The organism is Croceitalea sp. P059 (assembly GCF_031846365.1).
In the GTDB taxonomy this organism is placed as follows: domain Bacteria; phylum Bacteroidota; class Bacteroidia; order Flavobacteriales; family Flavobacteriaceae; genus Croceitalea; species Croceitalea vernalis.
This window is the reverse complement of sequence record NZ_JAVRHW010000002.1, coordinates 337,842-356,912: the sequence shown is the minus strand read 5'-3', so window position 1 is coordinate 356,912 and position 19,071 is coordinate 337,842. Positions and strand designations below refer to the sequence as shown.

The following is a 19,071-nucleotide window of genomic DNA, read 5'->3' as shown; positions in this document are numbered from 1 at the left end:
CTTGTTTTTTGAAAGACAATGATGCATTAGGGTACCGTTCTATAAGCTGGCAGCTAGAGATTATCATCGCCGGTGGTTTATTCTACACCTTATTTACAAGTACCGATTTCTTTAAAAATTTCTTTATTCAGACACAACCTATTCTGAATTTTGACCACTACCAAATAATTCTCTTTTTTGGACTGTATATTCTCACCCGAACTTTACTTATAGGGTTTGGGGCTAATTTATTATTACGAACCATCTGGGTAGCCTATATGGCTATTTACAACTGGTACCCAAATGGAGTCAACTATGATAAACTCAAGCTAAGCGATGACCGAAAAAAGAACCTCAAAGCACGGTATAGCCGCAAGAACCGTTTAGAAACTTTAGAAAAATGGGCCAGCTTAAGTTTTAGCTTTGCAATACTATTTGCCATGCTCGTCATAAGTACCCTTTTGGTATGCTTACTTATCGATGCTTTTTTATTAGAAGTGTTAGAATTAGAAAGCTTAGTCTACAACGTTACTTATAATTATACTTTAGCAGGGGTGGTGCTCTTAGCGCATTTGGGCGTTTTGGGGCGATTAGCAACTAAAACTGGTAAGCCAGTTATCGACAAGAGTTTATCACTTTTAAATAAACTTTATTACTACTGTAGTGGCTCGTTTTTATACCAAAGAGAGCTTTTAATCCTCAGATCTAATAGCAAACAATGGATTTTAGTAAGTTTTGGTGTTTTTTACATTGTAATGGCTACTTTAATATCCGTTAATCAACTAGGAGCTTTCTTTTATGGGGGTACTTTTAATGTCAAGGTATTCGATGACCGTAAAACCTATGAGCAGAAAACCATATATAGCATGAAAAATCGCTATTATGAAGATCATTTAAAGAAAAATGAAGTGTTTTATAGGGGAGGCATACAGAGTGAGCTTATTAAAGACAAGCATTTAAAGTTATTTGTGGTGCATTGGTTTTGGTTTGATAGTTTTAAAGATAGCGTACTTAACAGTTTAGATTTTAAAAAGGAAATACCCAGTTTTGAAAATGACGCTATACGAAGTGCTTTTTTTGATGAACAACGTATCAAATACCAAAAGACCTTAAATACCATGTTTGAGGTAGTATTGAATGAAAAAGTACTGGATTCTGTACGATGGAATCGGTATACGCATCCAAAGACGGACGAAGAAGGCTATTTAGCATATATCGCAGTTGATACCGTTAAAATGGGAAGAAACGTTGTAAATGTAAACCGGCGTTATGGAAAAGACAGTCTAGAGGTTTCTGACGGCTGGATGAGTTTTCCGTTTTGGAAGGAATAGTTTAGTTCTAAATAATTCTATTTTATATACACGAGCTTTTTGGATTATCCAGTAGGATGATTTAAAAAGTCGGTGAGATGGGGCGTAGATTTCTGAAGTCTTAAATATTCTATTTTACATAATATAAATTATGACACAAAAATAAACATAAGTATTTCAGGGTCAACACTTTAGTTGTAATTCATAATTCTATATTATGTAAAATATCCCTTAACCCTCTGAGAATCAATTAAAATTTAGAACAGGGTCATTAAACTTTTTTAAGCGGTGTCTGCGACGCATATTTTCATTTGTACCATAATTAGCCGTTATGTAAAATAGCCGCTACCAAGCGCTCGATTGCTTTTTAAAATCAAATTGCTCAGGCAATTTATTTTAAACACAATTTGCCATCGCTTGCCAACGCCATTTAAAAGCTAGCCTTTTAGAATCATTCAAAATTCGTGTATTCGAGGAAATGTGTGGAAGATTTTTTTCTACGACATTCACGGTAGCTTGCCGCAACAGCTAAAATTTTCTCTGCGAGCAAAATTCTTAGCCCTTGCTAACCTCTCGTCTTGTTTATAATTTTTTTGAGCGTGTTTCTAACATTATGTAAAATAGACTTTCAACATGGTAACCAGTAAGGTTTTATTTATCTTTTTTTCTTGATAAAAAAAGAAACAAAAAAATCAAGGCTTACAGATAATTTTGGAAACAATGTACGGCTCAGTCGCTATATTTTAGGATCCATTGTAACTCTTAAGACTGCTTGTAGATTACAGCAGAATTTCAACTGCCAAGAAAACTAGTAACCAGCCCCCTAAAATATGGCCGCTCCCCTCGCCTATTGTTTTGCCAAAATTCTCTTAGGCCAAGGTTATTCATTAAATTGACAAAAATGCCATAAAACACCAGAAGGGTCATGCATAAACAGTTCCCTTCCCCAATCAAAAGTTTTTATTTCAGTAAAACGAACATATTTATATTTGTTGTGAAGACCTTTTGCAAGTAATTCTTTCTCACAAGATTCTATATCGTCAACTTCCAAAAATATCATTGAATTGTGCAACCATTTTTTGACGTAATACTTTTGCAAATAAAACGCCAAACTTTCATTGACTTTAAATAAGGACATTTTATCATTTAAAATGATTTCTTCAAAACCAAGCTCTCGATAGAACGTTCTAGATTCATCATATCTCTTTGCACCAATAAACGTTCTTATATTTTTAGCCTTATAGCCCATTAATTACAACAACTTTTGTTTTCTTGAATTGGAGGACAAGCTACGGTTCCATAGGAGCAAAATACACAACAATCACCTTCTTTAGGTCTTAATACTTCTTTGCAATTTTCACAATCATAAAAGAATTGACAAGCCGTTATAGGCATCTCTTCCTCTTTTTCATGACCGCATTTTGGGCAGGTAATTGTGGATTTCAGGAGCACTTCCATTATTCTATAATTTTATATCCAGTTTTGCCAACGGCAACTTCAATTTCATTATTGGTAACTTTTCCTCTATCAAATTTTACTATTGTATTACCATTTTCGTAGTTAGCTTTAACTTCAATTATTCCATCGAGCTTATTTACTTCACTTTCTATATGTACTTCACACCCAGCACAAGTCATTCCGCTTATCTTATATTCGACCACGTTGACATCTGATTCGCTTACGTAAACAACTTCCTTTTTATCGCTTGGAAAGAATATTTCTGAATAATTAGGAAATGCTAACATTAACCCTGTAAAAAGAGTAATTAAAAACAGAAACTTTTTAGAGCTAATAAATTTTGGATTATCATCTTCACATTCACAATCAATCTCTTCTTTTTTAGGCTTTAATTTTTGATACCAAACTATTGCTAAGAGCAAAATTGTAATCGCTATTAAATACGGTCTAAATGGTTCAATCCACGAAAATGTTGATGCAATTCCGCTGGTTCCCGCAATTAATGCCAATACAGGTGTAATGCAACATAATGAAGCTGCAATTGCAGTAATAATGGTTGTTCCGATTAACTTCTTTTCTGAACTCATAATTCACTATCTTCTAAAACTTTACTCTTATCCAATATTTCAAAAAATGGAGTCAACAATGTTAGTTTGTCTTCCGAAACTGAATAAAAGATTGTTTGCGCTTCCTTTTTAGAATAAATAAGGTTTCTATCCTTAAGCTTTCTCAAATGCTGTGATATAGCCGAAACATTCATTTCTAAAACGTCACTTAAATCACAAACACATAAACGACCTTCTTTATTCAGCAAATACAATAGTTTCAATCTAACCGAATTTCCAGTTAAACTTAAAATACTTGAAAGGTCTTGAAAAGAAGTATCTAATTTTTGAACAACTTCTCTACAATTCATTATTTGTTTGGCATCGGCTTCTAGCCTTATGCAAATGTCATTCTTCATAAATCAAAAATACAATTATTTTCTTATTTAAGCAAATACTAAAATACTGTAGATATTTTGGACTAGTATTCCATTTTATACAGATTGCCACTTCGCTCCCCTCGCCTATTGTTTTGCCAAAATTCTCTTAGGCCAAGGACAAAATAGTAACCGATATAAGTGCTAACTCCAATTCATCCGTTGTAATCTGACTGCGTTTAAAATTGCTAATAATGCTACACCTACATCTGCAAAAACTGCTTCCCACATTGTGGCTAAACCACCTGCTCCTAAAACCAAAACAATAACTTTAACACCAAAAGCTAAAATGATATTCTGCCAAACAATTTTACGTGTGGAACGACTTATTTTAATGGCTCTTACGACTTTTGAAGGTTGGTCTGTTTGAATAATGACATCTGCTGTTTCAATAGCTACATCACTACCTAAACCACCCATTGCAATACCAACGTTACTTGCTGCTAAAACAGGTGCATCGTTTATACCATCACCTATAAAAACTATTGTGTTTTCAGGATTTTTCTTTAAAATCTCAACTTCGTTTAACTTATCTTCTGGTAGTAAACCACCTTTAGCATTTTCAATATTTAGTTCTTTTGCAACTTGTTGGGTAATGGAATCCTTGTCACCGGAAAGCATCATAATTTTTTTAATGCCTACTTTGTGTAATTCTGTAATAGTTTCTTTTGCATCCTCTTTTAATTCATCTGCTATAACTACATAACCTGCAAATTGATTATCGATTGCAACTAATACTATCGATTCTACAATAGATTCCGTTTCAGATGGAACATTTATATTATTCGCAGTCATTAAGGCTTTATTTCCTACTAAAACAGTTTTGCCATTTACAATGCCTTTTAATCCTTTACCTGCAATTTCAGAAACGTCTTGTGCTTCAAAATCTTCTCCTTCAGCTTTATACTCTAAAATGGCTTTAGCAATTGGATGTGTAGATTGCTCTTCCATCGCCATTAGGTATTGCATAAATTCGGTTTCATTCCAACCGATTGCTTTTACTTCTTTGATTTTAAAAACACCTTTGGTTACGGTTCCTGTTTTGTCCATTACCAAAGTATTTATCTTGGTCATAGCATCTAAAAATGAAGCACCTTTAAATAAGATTCCATTTTTGGAAGCTGCTCCCAATCCACCGAAATATCCTAATGGAATTGAAATTACCAACGCACACGGACAAGATATTACCAAGAAAATTAATGCTCGGTATAACCAATCTCTAAACACATAATCATCTACAAAAAAGTAAGGTATGAAAGTAACACCAATAGCCAAGAATACAACGATTGGTGTGTAGATACGAGCAAACTGCCTAATAAATAATTCTGTTTTAGATTTACGTGCTATAGCATTTTGAACCAAGTCTAATATTCTCGCAATAGAACTATCTTCAAAGGTGTTGGTTACCTCAACTTCAATAACACTTTCTAAATTGATACTACCTGCGTAAACCTTTGCTTCTTTCTGAATAGAATCTGGTTTGCTTTCGCCTGTTAATGCTGCGGTGTTTAGAGATGCTTTTTCGGATAATAAAATACCATCCAATGGAATTTTCTCACCTACACGAATTTGAATCTTCTCTCCTATATTCACATCTTCGGGCGATACACTTATATAGTCACCATCACGAAACACATTAGCTTCTTTTGGTCGAACATCCAATAAAGCTTTAATGTTTCCTTTTGCTCTATTAACTGCTGCGTTTTGAAATAATTCTCCTACTGCATAAAATAGCATTACTGCAACACCTTCAGGATATTCACCAATGATAAATGCACCAATTGTTGCGATTGACATTAAAAAGAACTCGGTAAAAACATCGCCTTTTATAAGACTTTTCCATCCTTCTTTAATTACAGGAAACCCAACTGGAATATATGCTAAAGTGTACCAAACTACTCGAATCCATCCTTGAAATTGAGGAATCGCATCAAAATAATCTACAGCGATACCTACAATTAGCATCACAAAGCTTATAATTGCTGGAACATACGTTTTGAATGCACTTTCATCTCCGTGGTCGTGACCATCATCGTGATTATGTTCTTCTTCCGATTTTGGTTTTAAATCTCTTAAATTGACTTTCTTTTTTTTCATTTAATATCTAATAATTTTTCAATGTCATTTGGAATAGGCATTCGTTTTAATGGTGGCACATTTGCTCCACCAGTATTACCAAGAGGAACGTGATTTATAAATGATTTCCAACCACCCACAAGCAACCTAATAATTTGACCTATTACTTCTTTAGTATCTTTTTGTCTAAACCCAAATTTTAGCATTAGCCAATGTGAATAAGTATGCTCAATCGGGTAAGATTGTCCTATGATATGACTACGCTCTAAATGATACCAAGCACTACCGTATTCCTTATTTTCTAAACAGGAACTATATTGTATTAATTCTTCATTATAAGCCTGCTTAAGATGTTTAGGTATTTTAGTATTAAACTTCATATCTATTAATTTTTGGATAAAATTAGTTTAATAGCTAGTGCAATGGAAGTGCATTTATTGCCCACTACACTTATCGCAAATACCTTTTACAACCAAGTTTACATTTTCCGAAACAAAGCCATCAGGAACTTTTATTTGAGGTATCTTATGTTCTGTTAAACAAACGGTTTCATTGCAATTATTACAATGAAAATGTAAGTGTAAATCTGTTTTTATATCACAACTACATCCTTGTTCACAAAGTGCATATTTTGTGATTCCTGTTCCATCATCAATCTGATGCACGATATCATTTTCCTCAAAGGTTTTTATAGTTCTGTATAGCGTAGTTCTGTCTGCCTTTTCAAAAGCATTTTCAATATTACTCAGCGTTACAGCTGCCTTGTTTTCCGCAAGAAACTTATAAATCAATAACCGCATTGCCGTAACACGAATATCTTTTGATTCTAATAATTGTTCAATTGTTTCCATAATTAATCGTGGTCTAAGTTTCCAAATGGTTTAATAATAAGTCCTACACTAAAGATAAAACCATCCGTGGGTGCATAAATCTCGGGGAAAACAGGATTTTCATGTGGTGGTAAAACCAAAGGAGAAAATCTACTTTGCCTTCTATCTGTGAAGTTCTCAAAATTGATAAATACGCTTCCCCGTTTAAAATTACGCATTAACAGTAAGCCCATAGTTACGAAATCGGTTGTCTCAGTACCGTTTGATAAAAATTGTTTTCCCGTGTAATAGGTCTCATAGCCAATTCGCCACTTTTCAGACTCGTACATTAAAACGCTACCCGCATTATGCTTTGCGGTTAAAGGTTTTTGTGGGTTACCTGGCAAATAAATTAGTTTGGTGTCGATAAGTGCATAGTTTAAAAACCATCTAAAATCTTTGTAAGTAAATTTAATATTGGTTTCTGCTCCTTTGCTAAAAATTTCATCTTGCGCGTTTTCAAATTGAAATAAACCATTATCTGTTGAATTTAATAGCAAGCCTTTATTTATCGCTGTTGCATAGAACAATTGATTTACTGAAAAACCAATCTCATCGGATAAGCGTGTTTGATAGTTTACATCGAAATTAATTCCATAAGAACGTTCTGCATCCACAGTTGATTTATCTATTGCTAGAACATTTTCGAAATTGATATATTCTGCTTCTTCTGTAAAAATATCAGGTATTTTGTATCCTAAACCACCACCTATTCGGCTTGAAAATCCATTATCATTTTTATACAGTAATGATATTCTTGGTAGTGGGAAAAAACCAAAATCGGCATTATAATCTGCTCTTAATCCTGTTTCTAAAATCCATTTTTCGGATATATCAAAGATGTTATTAGCAAATGCACCAAAGGTTACATCTTTTTGGTCTCGCTGTAAAGGTGCATTATCATTTTCATCAAAGTTTGAGGTATATAAATTTGCGCCAATTATCCAATCTGTATTTTCTGACGCCGTATTATATGTGATTTCAGTAAAAGTGTTTGTTTGCTGCCCATCAAAATTGAGACTAGGGACGCTTAAGTTCCTATCGAAAAAAGAGATACTATTTTTAAATTTTAATGAGCTAACAGAATCTAATTGTGTTTGATATACCAATTGACTACTTAATCTTTTGGAATTGTTTTCTTCTGTATATTGATGAATACCATTTTCGCCACTTTCAATTTTGGTAATATCTCCACCTATTCTATCATCATATGTTCCATTTAAACCAAACCACAGGGTTGTTTTCTCCGATGGATAATAAAACAATTTGGGATTGAAAGAAATTGAGGTTGTTTTTGGTAGGTTACTAAAACCATCATCTTCTGGGTCGTAAGCTTTTTGATAGTGCCCAGAACCATAAAGCGAAAAACCAAACTTTTCATTTCGTTTACTATAAAACACATTCGCTGTGCTTCCTAATGCTTGTGTTTGAGTTAGCATAATATCCAATGCAGGTTCTTCGTCAGGTGTTTTAGATACCATATTTACCAATCCTGCAATAGCACCGCCACCATAAAGGGTTGATGAACTTCCTTTTATAATCTCAAATTGTTTTAAGTCTAAAGGTGGAATTTGTAAAATACTTAAACCACTTGAAAAACCACCATATAATGGAAACCCATCTCTCAAAAGTTGTGTGTACCGACCATCCAATCCTTGAATACGAATATTGGTGCTACCACTACTTAATGATGTCTGTTGCATTTGTATACCTGTGCTTTCGCGAAGTACCATAGAAATATTAGTAGGATTCATTATTGCTTTCTCCCCTAGTTCCTCGACGCCAATAAACTCAATACGTGTTGGTATCTTTTTTAGAGTCCTTGTACTACGTGTAGATTGAAGTACCACTTCATCTAATACGTTAGCATCTACTTTAAGTTTAAAAATATAATCCGCATCACTAGGTACTTGAATTGTTGTTTCTAATGTTTGAAAGCCTAAAAATGAAATTACTGTTGAATGTTGACCGTTAGGTATTTCGGCAAATTCTGCTATACCATCAAAATTGGTAATAGCTCCTTTTTCTAATGTATCAAAGTAAACTGTAGCACCTATTAAGGGTTCGTTTTCATCCTCTGAATAGACGGTTATTTGAATATCTGATTTTTGTGCCTGTAGCGATAGGCATAGCAAAAACATGAGCTTTACGCTCAAAATGTGTTTGTTCATTTAATATGATTGTAATTAACTAAAAAAGTGATTTAAGAATCTAGAAGTCTTAGCTAATTACTTGGGGTGGTTGCCAAATGTTGGAATGAAAATCAAATCTATAAATTGACTGATAGATAGCTATTGATTTTGTAGAAATGCTGGTGTAAAAATTGAGTTCAAATGTGGCTAAAGGCTCATATGCTATTGACATACCACAACAATTACAAATACAGGTTATAGGACAAGAATCATCATTATCTTCTTGATGATTATGGTCTATGCTCAACTCTTGCTGTTGTTGGTCTTCAAAATTTTGACCATCAGAACATGGCTTTGCGGTCAAAGTGAACATGGTAACTGCTAGTATGAAGCTTATAAATTTCATTGCTACAAAGATATTAAATTCTAGATGCAATGGCTGTGCAAAGGTATATTGACCATTCCATACACATTACCACTTAGCTCCTACCGTCGCTTCGGGCAAAGAGTATTCCATTACCTTTTAAAAAGAAAGTCTTTGGAAAGAAAAAAATCAATGAAAATGGTAACAACTTTCGCTTTTAACCAAAGCTCAAGTTACATAACGCGGAACATTATAGAACAATTATATTAGTTTCGTGTATAGCGCATCTCAGCGCTATTTGATATAGTTGCGTTTTAAGCCCTGTAAGTGGATTATAACAAAGCAATTATGTAAAAACGAAACTACGACATGCTTATCTATATTCCTTTTAAGCCAGCCACATCGTCTCGGCACCAAATTTATCTTATAAAACTATTTACTAGCTTTGATTTCATGAATCAAAACTCTTGATTATTGTTTTATACGTACTTAATTGTAATACTAGTATTTGTTGTTGTTCTTAGACCAATTTCTACACTTATTCACGAACTTGGGCATGGCATCCCGGCTTTGCTATTAACAAAAGGCAAAGTCACCTTATACATAGGTTCATATGGCGACCCAAAGGACAGTATCAAAATCAATATTGGCAGATTGGAAGTGTTCTTTAGAAAGAATCCTTTTCATTGGAAAATAGGTCTTTGTCAAATGCATGATGAGAATATTTCTATTAAAAATCAGATTTTTGTAACCCTCATGGGGCCTATAATGTCCTTATTATTAGCATTACTAGTAACATACAATGTCTTTTTCGCTAATTGGAATGATGCATATGTCTCTGTACTGTTCTTTTTTGGAATATCAACATATTTTGATTTTTTCGCCAATATTATACCGAACAAGACACCCATTGAATTGTATAATGGTACAATTATCTATAATGACGGTCAGGCGATCTTAGATTTGCTAAAATTTAAAAGACTTCCGCCTGAATATGAAGAAGCCATCAATCTATATGATGACCAGCAATTCTTTAAAGCCGGTGAACTATTTAATGAACTTATTGCTTTGAATCACAAACAAGACTATATCTATCGTTTGGCAATATCTGCTTATTTAAATGCTCATGATTATCACAAAGCCAAGCTCATAAACCAAGAATTCGAAAAAAAGAATAACAAGGCGAACTTTGATACTCACGACTATAATAATTCTGGACTTGTAAAATCATATCTTAAAGATTTCTCCAAAAGTTTAAAAGATTATGAGAGGTCGCTAGAACTCCAACCAGACAACACTTTGGCGATTAATAATAGAGGCTATACCTATAATTTAATGGAGGAATATGAGAAAGCAATCATTGATTTTGATAAGGCCATTGCATTAGAACCAGACCATCCTTATCCTTATAATAATCGTGGCTTAGCAAAAATAAAATTAGGTAGAACCGATGAAGGTCTTAAGGATATTGACAAATCAATGAGTTTAGATAAAAACAATGCCTATGCATATATGAATCTGGGAGTTTATTATTATGATACGGGCAATTATAAAGAAGCTTTAGAAAAATTTAATTTAGCTCTTGAGCTAGATGTAAACACCTACGAAATAAGAGATCGTATTAAGGAGACTAAAGAAAAAATCACCAAATAAACCCCTCCTCAAATCTGTTCTTTATACTATGTTATTTTACATAATATTTTTGCTTTCAGAACTTCAATTAGATCTTGAGAACCATAAGTATAGATGTCTTTAATATTTAGTACAGTAGTTTTAGTGTAATATTTACCACCAAAAAGTTCTTTGATAGCTTTTAAATGCTTGTTTTCCATTACAAATATGTCATCTGCTAAATCTAATTGTTCTCTGGTGATATAAGTTGTTCCAAGCGTATTACAAGTCTTTTTATTAGTTCCTGCAGAATCAAAAGACAAATCTGGATAATGTTTGCTAAAATAATCTTCGGCAGTTTTTGAGCGGTCCTTATTAGCTGAACAAACAAATAATATGTTTTTCATATTTTACAATTTGAAAAGCCCTCTAAAATATGGCCGCTCCCCCTCGCCCATTGTTTGGCTAAAATTCTATTAGGCCTTTAGATACATGGAAAATTTCAACAAATATGTCGGTAAATAAGTATTTGTAATTCATCTGTAATTGAATCAACTATTTAACAAGAAGTATATCAGTGGCTTGAAATGGATATATATTAACATAAAATGGAAATAATATGGTGTTATTGGAAATAAATAGTTTTTTTATGGAAATAAAAAACGTTTATTGGAAATATATTTCTATTTTTGATGAAAATTAATACGTATTTTTAAATGGTTAAAAACTTCAATATAATTAAAGCTTTGTGCAGGTCTGCTTTGTCTAATCCTAGTGATGCTATTGTACATCAGATATCTAGATTAAGGGATAGTTATGAAAAAGAGGGTTATAAGAAAGAAGCGAAATCTTTGACGAATTTATTGTCTACATCTCAAACGAATGCTGAAATGTCACCTAGCAGAATTGAAAAATCTTTTGTTGCAAGAGGGAAAGAAGAAATTACTGCTAAAACTGTTCTCCCTGTTGATAAAGAAACTTCTACTCCGCTGGCAGAAGTATTTTTTAATTCTGAACTACCACTAGAAATACCATTATTTGATGATAATATACAGCATGGAATTAAGTCCATTATTCATGAGTGGACACAATATGATAAATTGTTAGAAATAGATGCAATGCCTGCAAGTTCCTGTTTGATTTATGGTGTTCCTGGCACGGGTAAAACCCATTTAGCAAAATGGATTTCTAAAGAAATAGGAATTCCAGTGGTGTTAGCCCGTTTAGAAGGTTTAATGTCATCTTTTTTAGGAACTACTTCTCGTAATATTGGCAATCTTTTCGCCTTTGCAAATAGATATAATTGTGTTTTACTACTTGATGAGTTTGATGCTATCGCAAAATTAAGAAATGACCCAAATGAAGTGGGAGAAGTAAAAAGAGTTGTAAACACTCTTCTTCAATGTTTGGACTCTAGAAGAGAAAAAGGATTTACTATCGGAGTTACCAATCATCAAGGATTGTTAGATCCAGCAATTTGGAGACGTTTCGATATTCAGATGGAAATCCCTGTACCTTCTAGCGAGGTTATGTTTTCCCTTTTGAAAAATTTCTTGCAACCACTGGTTTTTAAGGAAAGTGAACTTAAATTTTTAGTTTGGTGTGTTGAGGGTGCTTCAGGAGCCGATGCACAAATGATGTCTAATTGGATTAAACGAGCTCTTGTATTAGATAAAAACACCAATTTAGTAACAATCATGAGGCGTTTTGCTCTTCTTAATTCTGGAAGAATGGACCCAATTAAAAGAAAAATAATGCTTCATAGTGATGAAGATTTCATTTCGGCTCTTTTAGCTGATAAAAATTATTCATTCAAACAAAAAGATTTAGCCCCAATTTTTGGCATGACTGCCTCCTCTTTGAGTAAACAAATTTCAAAATTAAAAGAATCAGAAAAAATCTAAGCTATGTCTAATAGTCCCGTACAAGTAATTCTAAATACTAATGATTTTATACAAGCTTGGGATAGAAATCCAGGCGGCTCAAATAAGGATTTCTTTGAGGGAAATGACCTTGAGTTTCTAGGTCATAAGGAAAATATTCAAGAGCAACTTGAAAGTATTAAAACTATACAGGTAAGAAACCGATTTGCACCTGTTACTTATGCAAAGGTTATTTTAAGGCAGTCAGCTCTAGCTAAATCTCACCGTCCTACCTCACAGCTTTTCAAGCCAGATATAGCACCGGTTATTGGTGCAGGAGATTTAGGAGAGTTATTTGTGGAATTGACTCCCCAAAGTATTGATGAGATACATCAAAAAGTTGAAAGAGCTGAATTGAAGACAAGGTATAAAGAGAAGGATGGGCAACAAAAAGCTAATCCTTCAATATATAGGAGTGAATTAGGAGCTATTGACGAAATACTTCCGTACACCGAAAGTGACAAAAGAAAATTTTCAGTTACTGAAGGTTTGGATTGGCTAAAAAACTCACAATCAGGTGGTGCATATGTGGTGGAATTATTTGACACGCCACCACCGCAAAAAGATTGGGATACTTTACCAAATTATAAATTATTATTATTCAAAAGTTTTGTAGAAGGACTAAAAGAATTTGGAAACGGATTATATGCATCTAGATTTTTTGAAGGAGTAGAATCTTCTTTTATTTATGGGGTAAAACTTGAGAAAACTTCTGATGCTCCAATCATAAAACTTAGTGCATCCTCCTCCTCTGCGGGTAAATTAGAACAAAATGAAATCGATTTAAGCATTGAACGTCATACCAAACTTCTAAAATTTTTAGGGGATCATCCTTTAGTTAAAAGAATTAATTTACCTCCTCTTGTAACGAAAAGCAATTCAATTAATTCTCCAGAAATCGATGCAGACTTTAAGGTTCCAGACGTTATTGAAGATCAAGTTTATCCAAAAATTTGCGTTGTAGATGGAGGAGTATCCGATGTGTTTGGAGAATGGATTGAAGCACGTTGGGGATTATTAAGTTCATCAGATAAAGATGAAGATCATGGAACCTTTATAGCTGGTCTTACTATTGTAGGCAAGGCTTTGAATGGAAATGACATATGTAAAGAAACTGATGGGTGTAAAATAATTGACCTAGACCTACTACCAAAAAAAGGGAAGTATGCTTCTTATTATACAAAGCCTCTAGAATTTTTTAATGAATTAGAAGATGCAGTAATAGCACTAAAAGAAGAAACTGGCGTAAGAGTTTTTAATTTTAGTTTAAATTTTGAACAACATGCTAGTACCTCAGGATACAGTCTTCCTGCCCAAATCTTGGATAGAATAGCCGAGGAGAATGATATTATTTTCATAATGTCCGCAGGTAATACAACACAAGCGGCAACAAGAAAAGAATGGCCAGTGGATCATTTTGAAGCTTTAAAGATATTGGCGGGTTCAAGAAATGATACAATCAAAACACCAGCTGAAAGTAGCAGAAATATTAGCGTAACGGCTTTAAATCCTCCTAATGTTCAAGATACTATCCCATATGCACTAAGTAATTATAGCTGCAGAGGACCTGGTTTAAAGGCAGGATTAAAACCTGACCTTGCCCATATCGGTGGTTCTGGCACCAAAGACCCTAGTAATGGTCATGGATTATTTTCATTAAACTCTAGTGGCAAAATTATAGATGGTTGTGGAACTAGCTATGCTGCTCCAAACGTAAGTAAGACTATCGCTAGTATAGACAATGAAATTGAAGGAATGGTATCAAGAGAAACCCTAATTGGCCTTGCAATACATCATGCAACATTACCTTCATCTTTGGAGGACAAAAATTTAAGAAGTGTAACTAAAGATTTGATAGGTTTCGGTGTTCCGAGTGCATCAGAAGCAATTTTAGAAGGAGACCCATCAGCCATAACTTTAGTTTTTGCTAACAGGATTATAAACAGACATAAAATGAGCTTTAGGTTTACTTGGCCGTCAAGCTTAGTAAAAGATGGTAAATGTATCGGTCAAGCTAAATTAACTGTTGTGAGTACACCTAATTTCGACTATAAATATGGGACTGAATTTGTTCGAGTCAATATTGATGGATTTCTTAGGCAACAAGATAAAAATGGCAGTTATAAAGGGAGACTTAAGGCTATTTATACACCTGACGATGGCAACAGTAGTTTATACGAAAAAGATCAAATTCAGCATTCCTTTAAATGGAGCCCAGTTAAAGTTTATGAAAAGACATTTCCTAAAGGAGTTGGGCCAACTACAGATTGGTCATTGGATATCGAATATTTGGCGAGAGATGGTGCACGGATTCCTCAAAATGGAATACCATTTACAGCTATCTTAACTATTTCTGACCCTAACAAAAAAGAACCAGTATTTAATGATATGCGACAGACACTGCAATCATTAGGAGTAAATACTGTAGACATAAAAACAGCAACTAGAGTCGTACCAAGAGTATAATATTAAAATTAAGAATTATGGCAAATTATCATATTACCCAAAAAAAAGGACAAAAAGATTGGAATGTTCAAAAAGAAGGCGGTCAGAGAGCTTCGGCAAAAGCATCAACTCAAAGAGAGGCTGAGAAAATTGCAAAACAATTCTCAAAGAATAATGGAGGTGGAGAAGTTAGAATTCACAAACCAAATGGTGGCCCAATTCGAGATAGCGATACTGTAAAGCCGGGAAATGACCCGAGATCAATAAAGGATACTAAACACTAATCATTTCCATTCCATACACATTACCACTTCGCTCCTATCGTCGGATCGCATAATAAGTGTTTATTCATTGCTTGTTTATTGTTTTTTAATGGTATTCATGAACCTCGGAAAAAATCAATTTTGATTGTTTCAAAACCTGGCCCTCGGTTTCATTACCTTTTTAGAATAAAACTTTAGAAGGAAGTTTAGCACCAGTCACTTTGCTTTACCAACACAAATTTTCATAATGCTTTGGTTGTCGTAGAAATATTTTAAAAACTTACAGAACTACTAATATTTTCCACCAAACAATAGGATGCCCCTCGAATTCGTTACTTTTAATAGACAATAGCACTACTAATTCAAATGAAACTGCTTTGAGGCTTAAAAAACGCTGGAAACGCATACTATTAGCAATCATCTTGGTCCCTACCATCGTTATTGCACTAGTCTTGTTCTATGTGCAAAGCAACCAAGCAGAAATTATTAAAGGTGAGATTGCCCTACTTAACCAAGAGCATAAAGGCCTTATTACCATAGGCAATAGCAACTTATCGTTATTTGGCAATTTTCCTGACCTGTCCATCAAAGTGTATGATGTTCAAATATTTGAGACTAAAGCGGACAATGCCCCGCTGATAATGAGTGTGAAAGATATTTATGTGGGCTTTAATCTTTGGGATATTGCCAGTGGTAACTATGACATACACTCCTTACTAATAGAAGATGGTGTTTTTAATATTGTCATCCATGAAGACAACACCTCAAACATCCAAAATTCTTTAGCCACCACCACTGAAGATGGCACAGCTAGTACCAATATTCATTTAAATAAAATTCGTTTAAAAGACCTGGATATTCACACCCTTGATGAGGCTACCCAGACCGATGTAGAGAAATTTATTTATGACGGCAAAGGCGGTTTTCGTATGAGTGACAACATCATTGCTGGCCATATTGATACCGAATTAGAACTGAATGTTATCAAAGATGGCGACACTACTTTTATCCGTAAAAAACATTTTGAAATACACACCGATATCGTTTTTAATGAAACAACAGGGATACTTGACATAGCACCTTCAGGTATTGCTATGGAAAATGGTGATTTTGAACTTGTAGGGTCTATCGATACCAAAAACGATGTAGACCTTGACCTGAACATAAAAGGGACCAAGCCCAACTTTGATATGCTAATTGCTTTTGCCCCACCCGATGTGATTCCGTTTTTAGAGAAATACAAAAATGCTGGGGAGATTTATTTTAACGCTAGCATCAAAGGTGCCGCAAATAAGGGTAACAGACCTGCTATTAATGCAGAATTTGGTGCAGGTAAAGCTTTTTTAGAGAATACAACGAGTGCTAAAAAAATAGATAATATGGGCTTTAGCGGCCATTTTAGCAATGGTGCCAACAGAGCTGCTAACACCATGGAATTTTCATTGACCGATATGACTGCTTCTTTAGAAAAAGGAGAGTTTAAAGGTTCGCTCTTGGTAAAGAATTTTGATTCGCCCGAAGTTGATATGCAAGTTGATGCAGACTTTAACCTTGATTTTATTGCTGACTTCTTTGAGCTGCAACAGGTACAAAACGCCTCAGGGAATATTAAACTGCAAATGAATTTTCATGATATCATTGATATTGATAATCCGAAAATGGCCTTGCAGCAGCTCAATCAGGCTTACTACGCATCGTTGAAAGTTGAGAACCTCCATTTAGAAGCAGAGAATCTAATGGTTCCGATAGATAGCCTAAATGTAAACCTGCTCATGAAGGGCAAAGCGGCTACCCTTAAACAATTTGATTTGCTAATGGGTAATTCAGACATTGCTATTAATGGCTTTCTGTCTGACCTACCGTCCATAGTGCACCATACCAACATACCTGTTGAGGCGCATTTAGATATCACATCGGACTACTTAGATATTGCCGAATTAACAGGATTTACTGCTCAAGACTCCACACAAACCGGATTTGATGAACAGGTGAAGAACTTAAGCCTTGGACTTTCTTTTGTAGGCTCTGCCAAAGACTTTACCGAATCTGAATATTTACCGAAAGGTGAATTTTTTGTAGACAGTCTCAATGCCGAGTTAAAGCATTACCCCCATCGTTTGCATGATTTTCATGCTGATGTGTTACTAGATGACCAAGATTTGAACATTGTAGACTTTACAGGCTATATTGATGATAGCGATTTTCATTTTGATGGCTTGATTCATGAGTATGCGTTTTGGATGCAACCAGAGCGGAATGGCACTGTTGACCTAGATTTTAATCTTACTTCAAAAAAATTACGTTTAGAAGATGTTTTCTCATACAAGGGTGAAAACTATGTACCTGAAGAATACCGACACGAAATTTTTGACAACTTGGCGCTACACTTTAGCTCTAAAATGCAGTATACCGATTCTTCATTGAGTTCCATTGCTATTGCTCTAGACAAGTTAGATACGAAGATGGAATTGCATCCGCAGCGTTTTCATGATTTTAAAGGAAACATTACGTACGCCGATGACCATTTAGTAATTACTGATTTTCATGGCGAAATCGGGATGACCAATTTTAATGTGGACCTGAATTACTATTTAGGAGAAGACCAATCGGTAAAAAAGCGTGATAATTCCCTTACGATTAGTGCAAATTATATAGATTTTGATGCGCTTTTTGATTTTAATGTAAGTCCCCCACCAACAACAGTATCTGAAGAAGTCACTACCGAAGATGTTGCTGAACATGCAGAGGCTTTCAATATTTATGAATTGCCATTTACTGACATGCGCTTTAAAGCGGATATTGCTCATTTTATATATCATAAGATTGACTTGCAGAACATTAAGGCAGCTTTAAGAACGACCCCAGATCATTATATTTATGTTGATACGCTGAGCATGGATGCTGCTGGTGGAAATATTCGTTTAAACGGATACTTTAATGGTAGTGACCCCAAACACATTTATATGCAGCCCGATTTGGTTATGACTGATGTGGATTTGGAAAAATTACTTTTTAAGTTTGAAAATTTTGGGCAAGACCACTTAGTTTCTGAAAATCTACAAGGAAAGCTCACCTCTAAAATAAGTGGCAAAATACGAGTATACCCCGATTTAGTGCCTGATTTAGACCAGTCCTCCATTGAAATGGATGTAAAAGTACTGAACGGGAAACTAAAGAATTACGACCCTATGTTAGCGTTATCAGATTATATGGGTGATAAAAACTTGCGTAATATTCGGTTTGATACCTTACAAAATACCTTGGCTATTGATAAAGGAAAAATCAAAATTCCTGCAATGGCAATTGAATCTACCATTGGCCATATGGAACTCTCCGGAACGCATGATAGCAATCAAAATATTGACTATTACTTGCGTATACCTTGGAAAACCGTACGACAGGCCACTTGGCAAAAACTGTTTGGCGGCAAAAAGGATACTGTTATTGAACAAGACCAGGTAGATGAAATTGTTGAAGTAGACCCGAACAGAAAAACCAAATTTCTCAATCTAAAGATTCAAGGCACTATAGACGATTACAAGGTTTCGTTACGCAAGAAAAAGAAAGGTGACGATTGATTATGAGGATTTTAGAATTGAAGAATCAAAGAAGATAGAAAGTACCAAACTTTTTCCTCAATGAGTTTTAATTTGGAAATAA

Annotated in this window: 16 protein-coding genes; 6 read left to right on the top strand and 10 right to left on the bottom strand. The window is 34.4% G+C overall.

Annotated elements, in window-relative coordinates; all coding sequences use genetic code 11:
* The first annotated feature begins 8 nt into the window (after positions 1-8).
* Positions 9-1,310, top strand: coding sequence for a hypothetical protein (locus RM542_RS07940; protein WP_311385203.1), 1,302 nt, complete (start codon positions 9-11; stop codon positions 1,308-1,310).
* Positions 1,311-2,169: 859 nt separating this feature from the next.
* Here the strand turns inward: RM542_RS07940 and RM542_RS07935 are convergent.
* The 9 genes from RM542_RS07935 to RM542_RS07895 form a co-directional block, all read right to left on the bottom strand.
* Positions 2,170-2,538, bottom strand: a complete 369-nt coding sequence (locus tag RM542_RS07935) for a glyoxalase (protein ID WP_311385202.1) — start codon at positions 2,536-2,538, stop codon at positions 2,170-2,172.
* On the bottom strand, positions 2,538-2,747 hold the full coding sequence (locus tag RM542_RS07930; RefSeq protein ID WP_185781427.1) for a GDCCVxC domain-containing (seleno)protein: 210 nt from the start codon (positions 2,745-2,747) through the stop codon (positions 2,538-2,540). The genes RM542_RS07935 and RM542_RS07930 overlap by 1 nt, the downstream gene beginning before the upstream one ends.
* Positions 2,747-3,334, bottom strand: coding sequence for a mercuric transport protein MerTP (merTP, locus tag RM542_RS07925; protein ID WP_311385201.1), 588 nt, complete (start codon positions 3,332-3,334; stop codon positions 2,747-2,749). The genes RM542_RS07930 and merTP overlap by 1 nt, the downstream gene beginning before the upstream one ends.
* On the bottom strand, positions 3,331-3,711 hold the full coding sequence (locus RM542_RS07920) for a metalloregulator ArsR/SmtB family transcription factor (protein ID WP_185781425.1): 381 nt from the start codon (positions 3,709-3,711) through the stop codon (positions 3,331-3,333). The genes merTP and RM542_RS07920 overlap by 4 nt, the downstream gene beginning before the upstream one ends.
* Positions 3,712-3,873: 162 nt before the next feature.
* Entirely contained in the window at positions 3,874-5,826 is a 1,953-nt protein-coding gene (locus RM542_RS07915) for a heavy metal translocating P-type ATPase (protein WP_311385200.1), read from the bottom strand.
* The gene (locus RM542_RS07910; protein WP_311385199.1) at positions 5,823-6,185 is read right to left on the bottom strand and encodes a DUF3703 domain-containing protein; all 363 of its coding nucleotides are present in this window, start codon (positions 6,183-6,185) and stop codon (positions 5,823-5,825) included. The genes RM542_RS07915 and RM542_RS07910 overlap by 4 nt, the downstream gene beginning before the upstream one ends.
* 54 nt (positions 6,186-6,239) lie before the next feature.
* The gene (locus RM542_RS07905; protein ID WP_311385198.1) at positions 6,240-6,656 is read right to left on the bottom strand and encodes a transcriptional repressor; all 417 of its coding nucleotides are present in this window, start codon (positions 6,654-6,656) and stop codon (positions 6,240-6,242) included.
* A 2-nt stretch (positions 6,657-6,658) separates the two neighbouring features.
* Entirely contained in the window at positions 6,659-8,845 is a 2,187-nt protein-coding gene (locus tag RM542_RS07900; protein WP_311385197.1) for a TonB-dependent receptor, read from the bottom strand.
* A gap of 49 nt (positions 8,846-8,894) precedes the next feature.
* Positions 8,895-9,212, bottom strand: coding sequence for a DUF6660 family protein (locus RM542_RS07895; RefSeq protein ID WP_311385196.1), 318 nt, complete (start codon positions 9,210-9,212; stop codon positions 8,895-8,897).
* A gap of 432 nt (positions 9,213-9,644) precedes the next feature.
* Between RM542_RS07895 and RM542_RS07890 the strand changes: the two genes are divergently transcribed.
* A complete protein-coding gene (locus tag RM542_RS07890) occupies positions 9,645-10,823 on the top strand; it encodes a tetratricopeptide repeat protein (protein WP_311385195.1) in 1,179 nt (392 codons plus the stop codon).
* Positions 10,824-10,849: 26 nt separating this feature from the next.
* On the opposite strand, the gene RM542_RS07885 is transcribed toward RM542_RS07890, so the two are convergent.
* Complete coding sequence (locus RM542_RS07885; RefSeq protein WP_311385194.1) at positions 10,850-11,188, bottom strand: phosphotyrosine protein phosphatase; 339 nt, start codon at positions 11,186-11,188, stop codon at positions 10,850-10,852.
* 309 nt (positions 11,189-11,497) lie between these two features.
* On the opposite strand from RM542_RS07885, the gene RM542_RS07880 reads away from it, so the two are divergent.
* The 4 genes from RM542_RS07880 (at position 11,498) to RM542_RS07865 (ending at position 18,989) form a co-directional block, all read left to right on the top strand.
* Positions 11,498-12,685, top strand: coding sequence for an ATP-binding protein (locus tag RM542_RS07880; protein WP_311385193.1), 1,188 nt, complete (start codon positions 11,498-11,500; stop codon positions 12,683-12,685).
* Positions 12,686-12,688: 3 nt separating this feature from the next.
* The gene (locus RM542_RS07875) at positions 12,689-15,169 is read left to right on the top strand and encodes a S8 family peptidase (RefSeq protein WP_311385192.1); all 2,481 of its coding nucleotides are present in this window, start codon (positions 12,689-12,691) and stop codon (positions 15,167-15,169) included.
* A 17-nt stretch (positions 15,170-15,186) separates the two neighbouring features.
* Positions 15,187-15,432 carry a DUF2188 domain-containing protein gene (locus RM542_RS07870; RefSeq protein ID WP_311385191.1) on the top strand — a complete coding sequence of 82 codons (246 nt, stop codon included), beginning with the start codon at positions 15,187-15,189 and terminating at the stop codon, positions 15,430-15,432.
* A gap of 356 nt (positions 15,433-15,788) precedes the next feature.
* Positions 15,789-18,989 (top strand): AsmA-like C-terminal region-containing protein, encoded by a 3,201-nt coding sequence (locus tag RM542_RS07865; RefSeq protein WP_311385190.1) that lies wholly within the window; start codon positions 15,789-15,791, stop codon positions 18,987-18,989.
* The last annotated feature ends 82 nt before the right edge of the window (positions 18,990-19,071 follow it).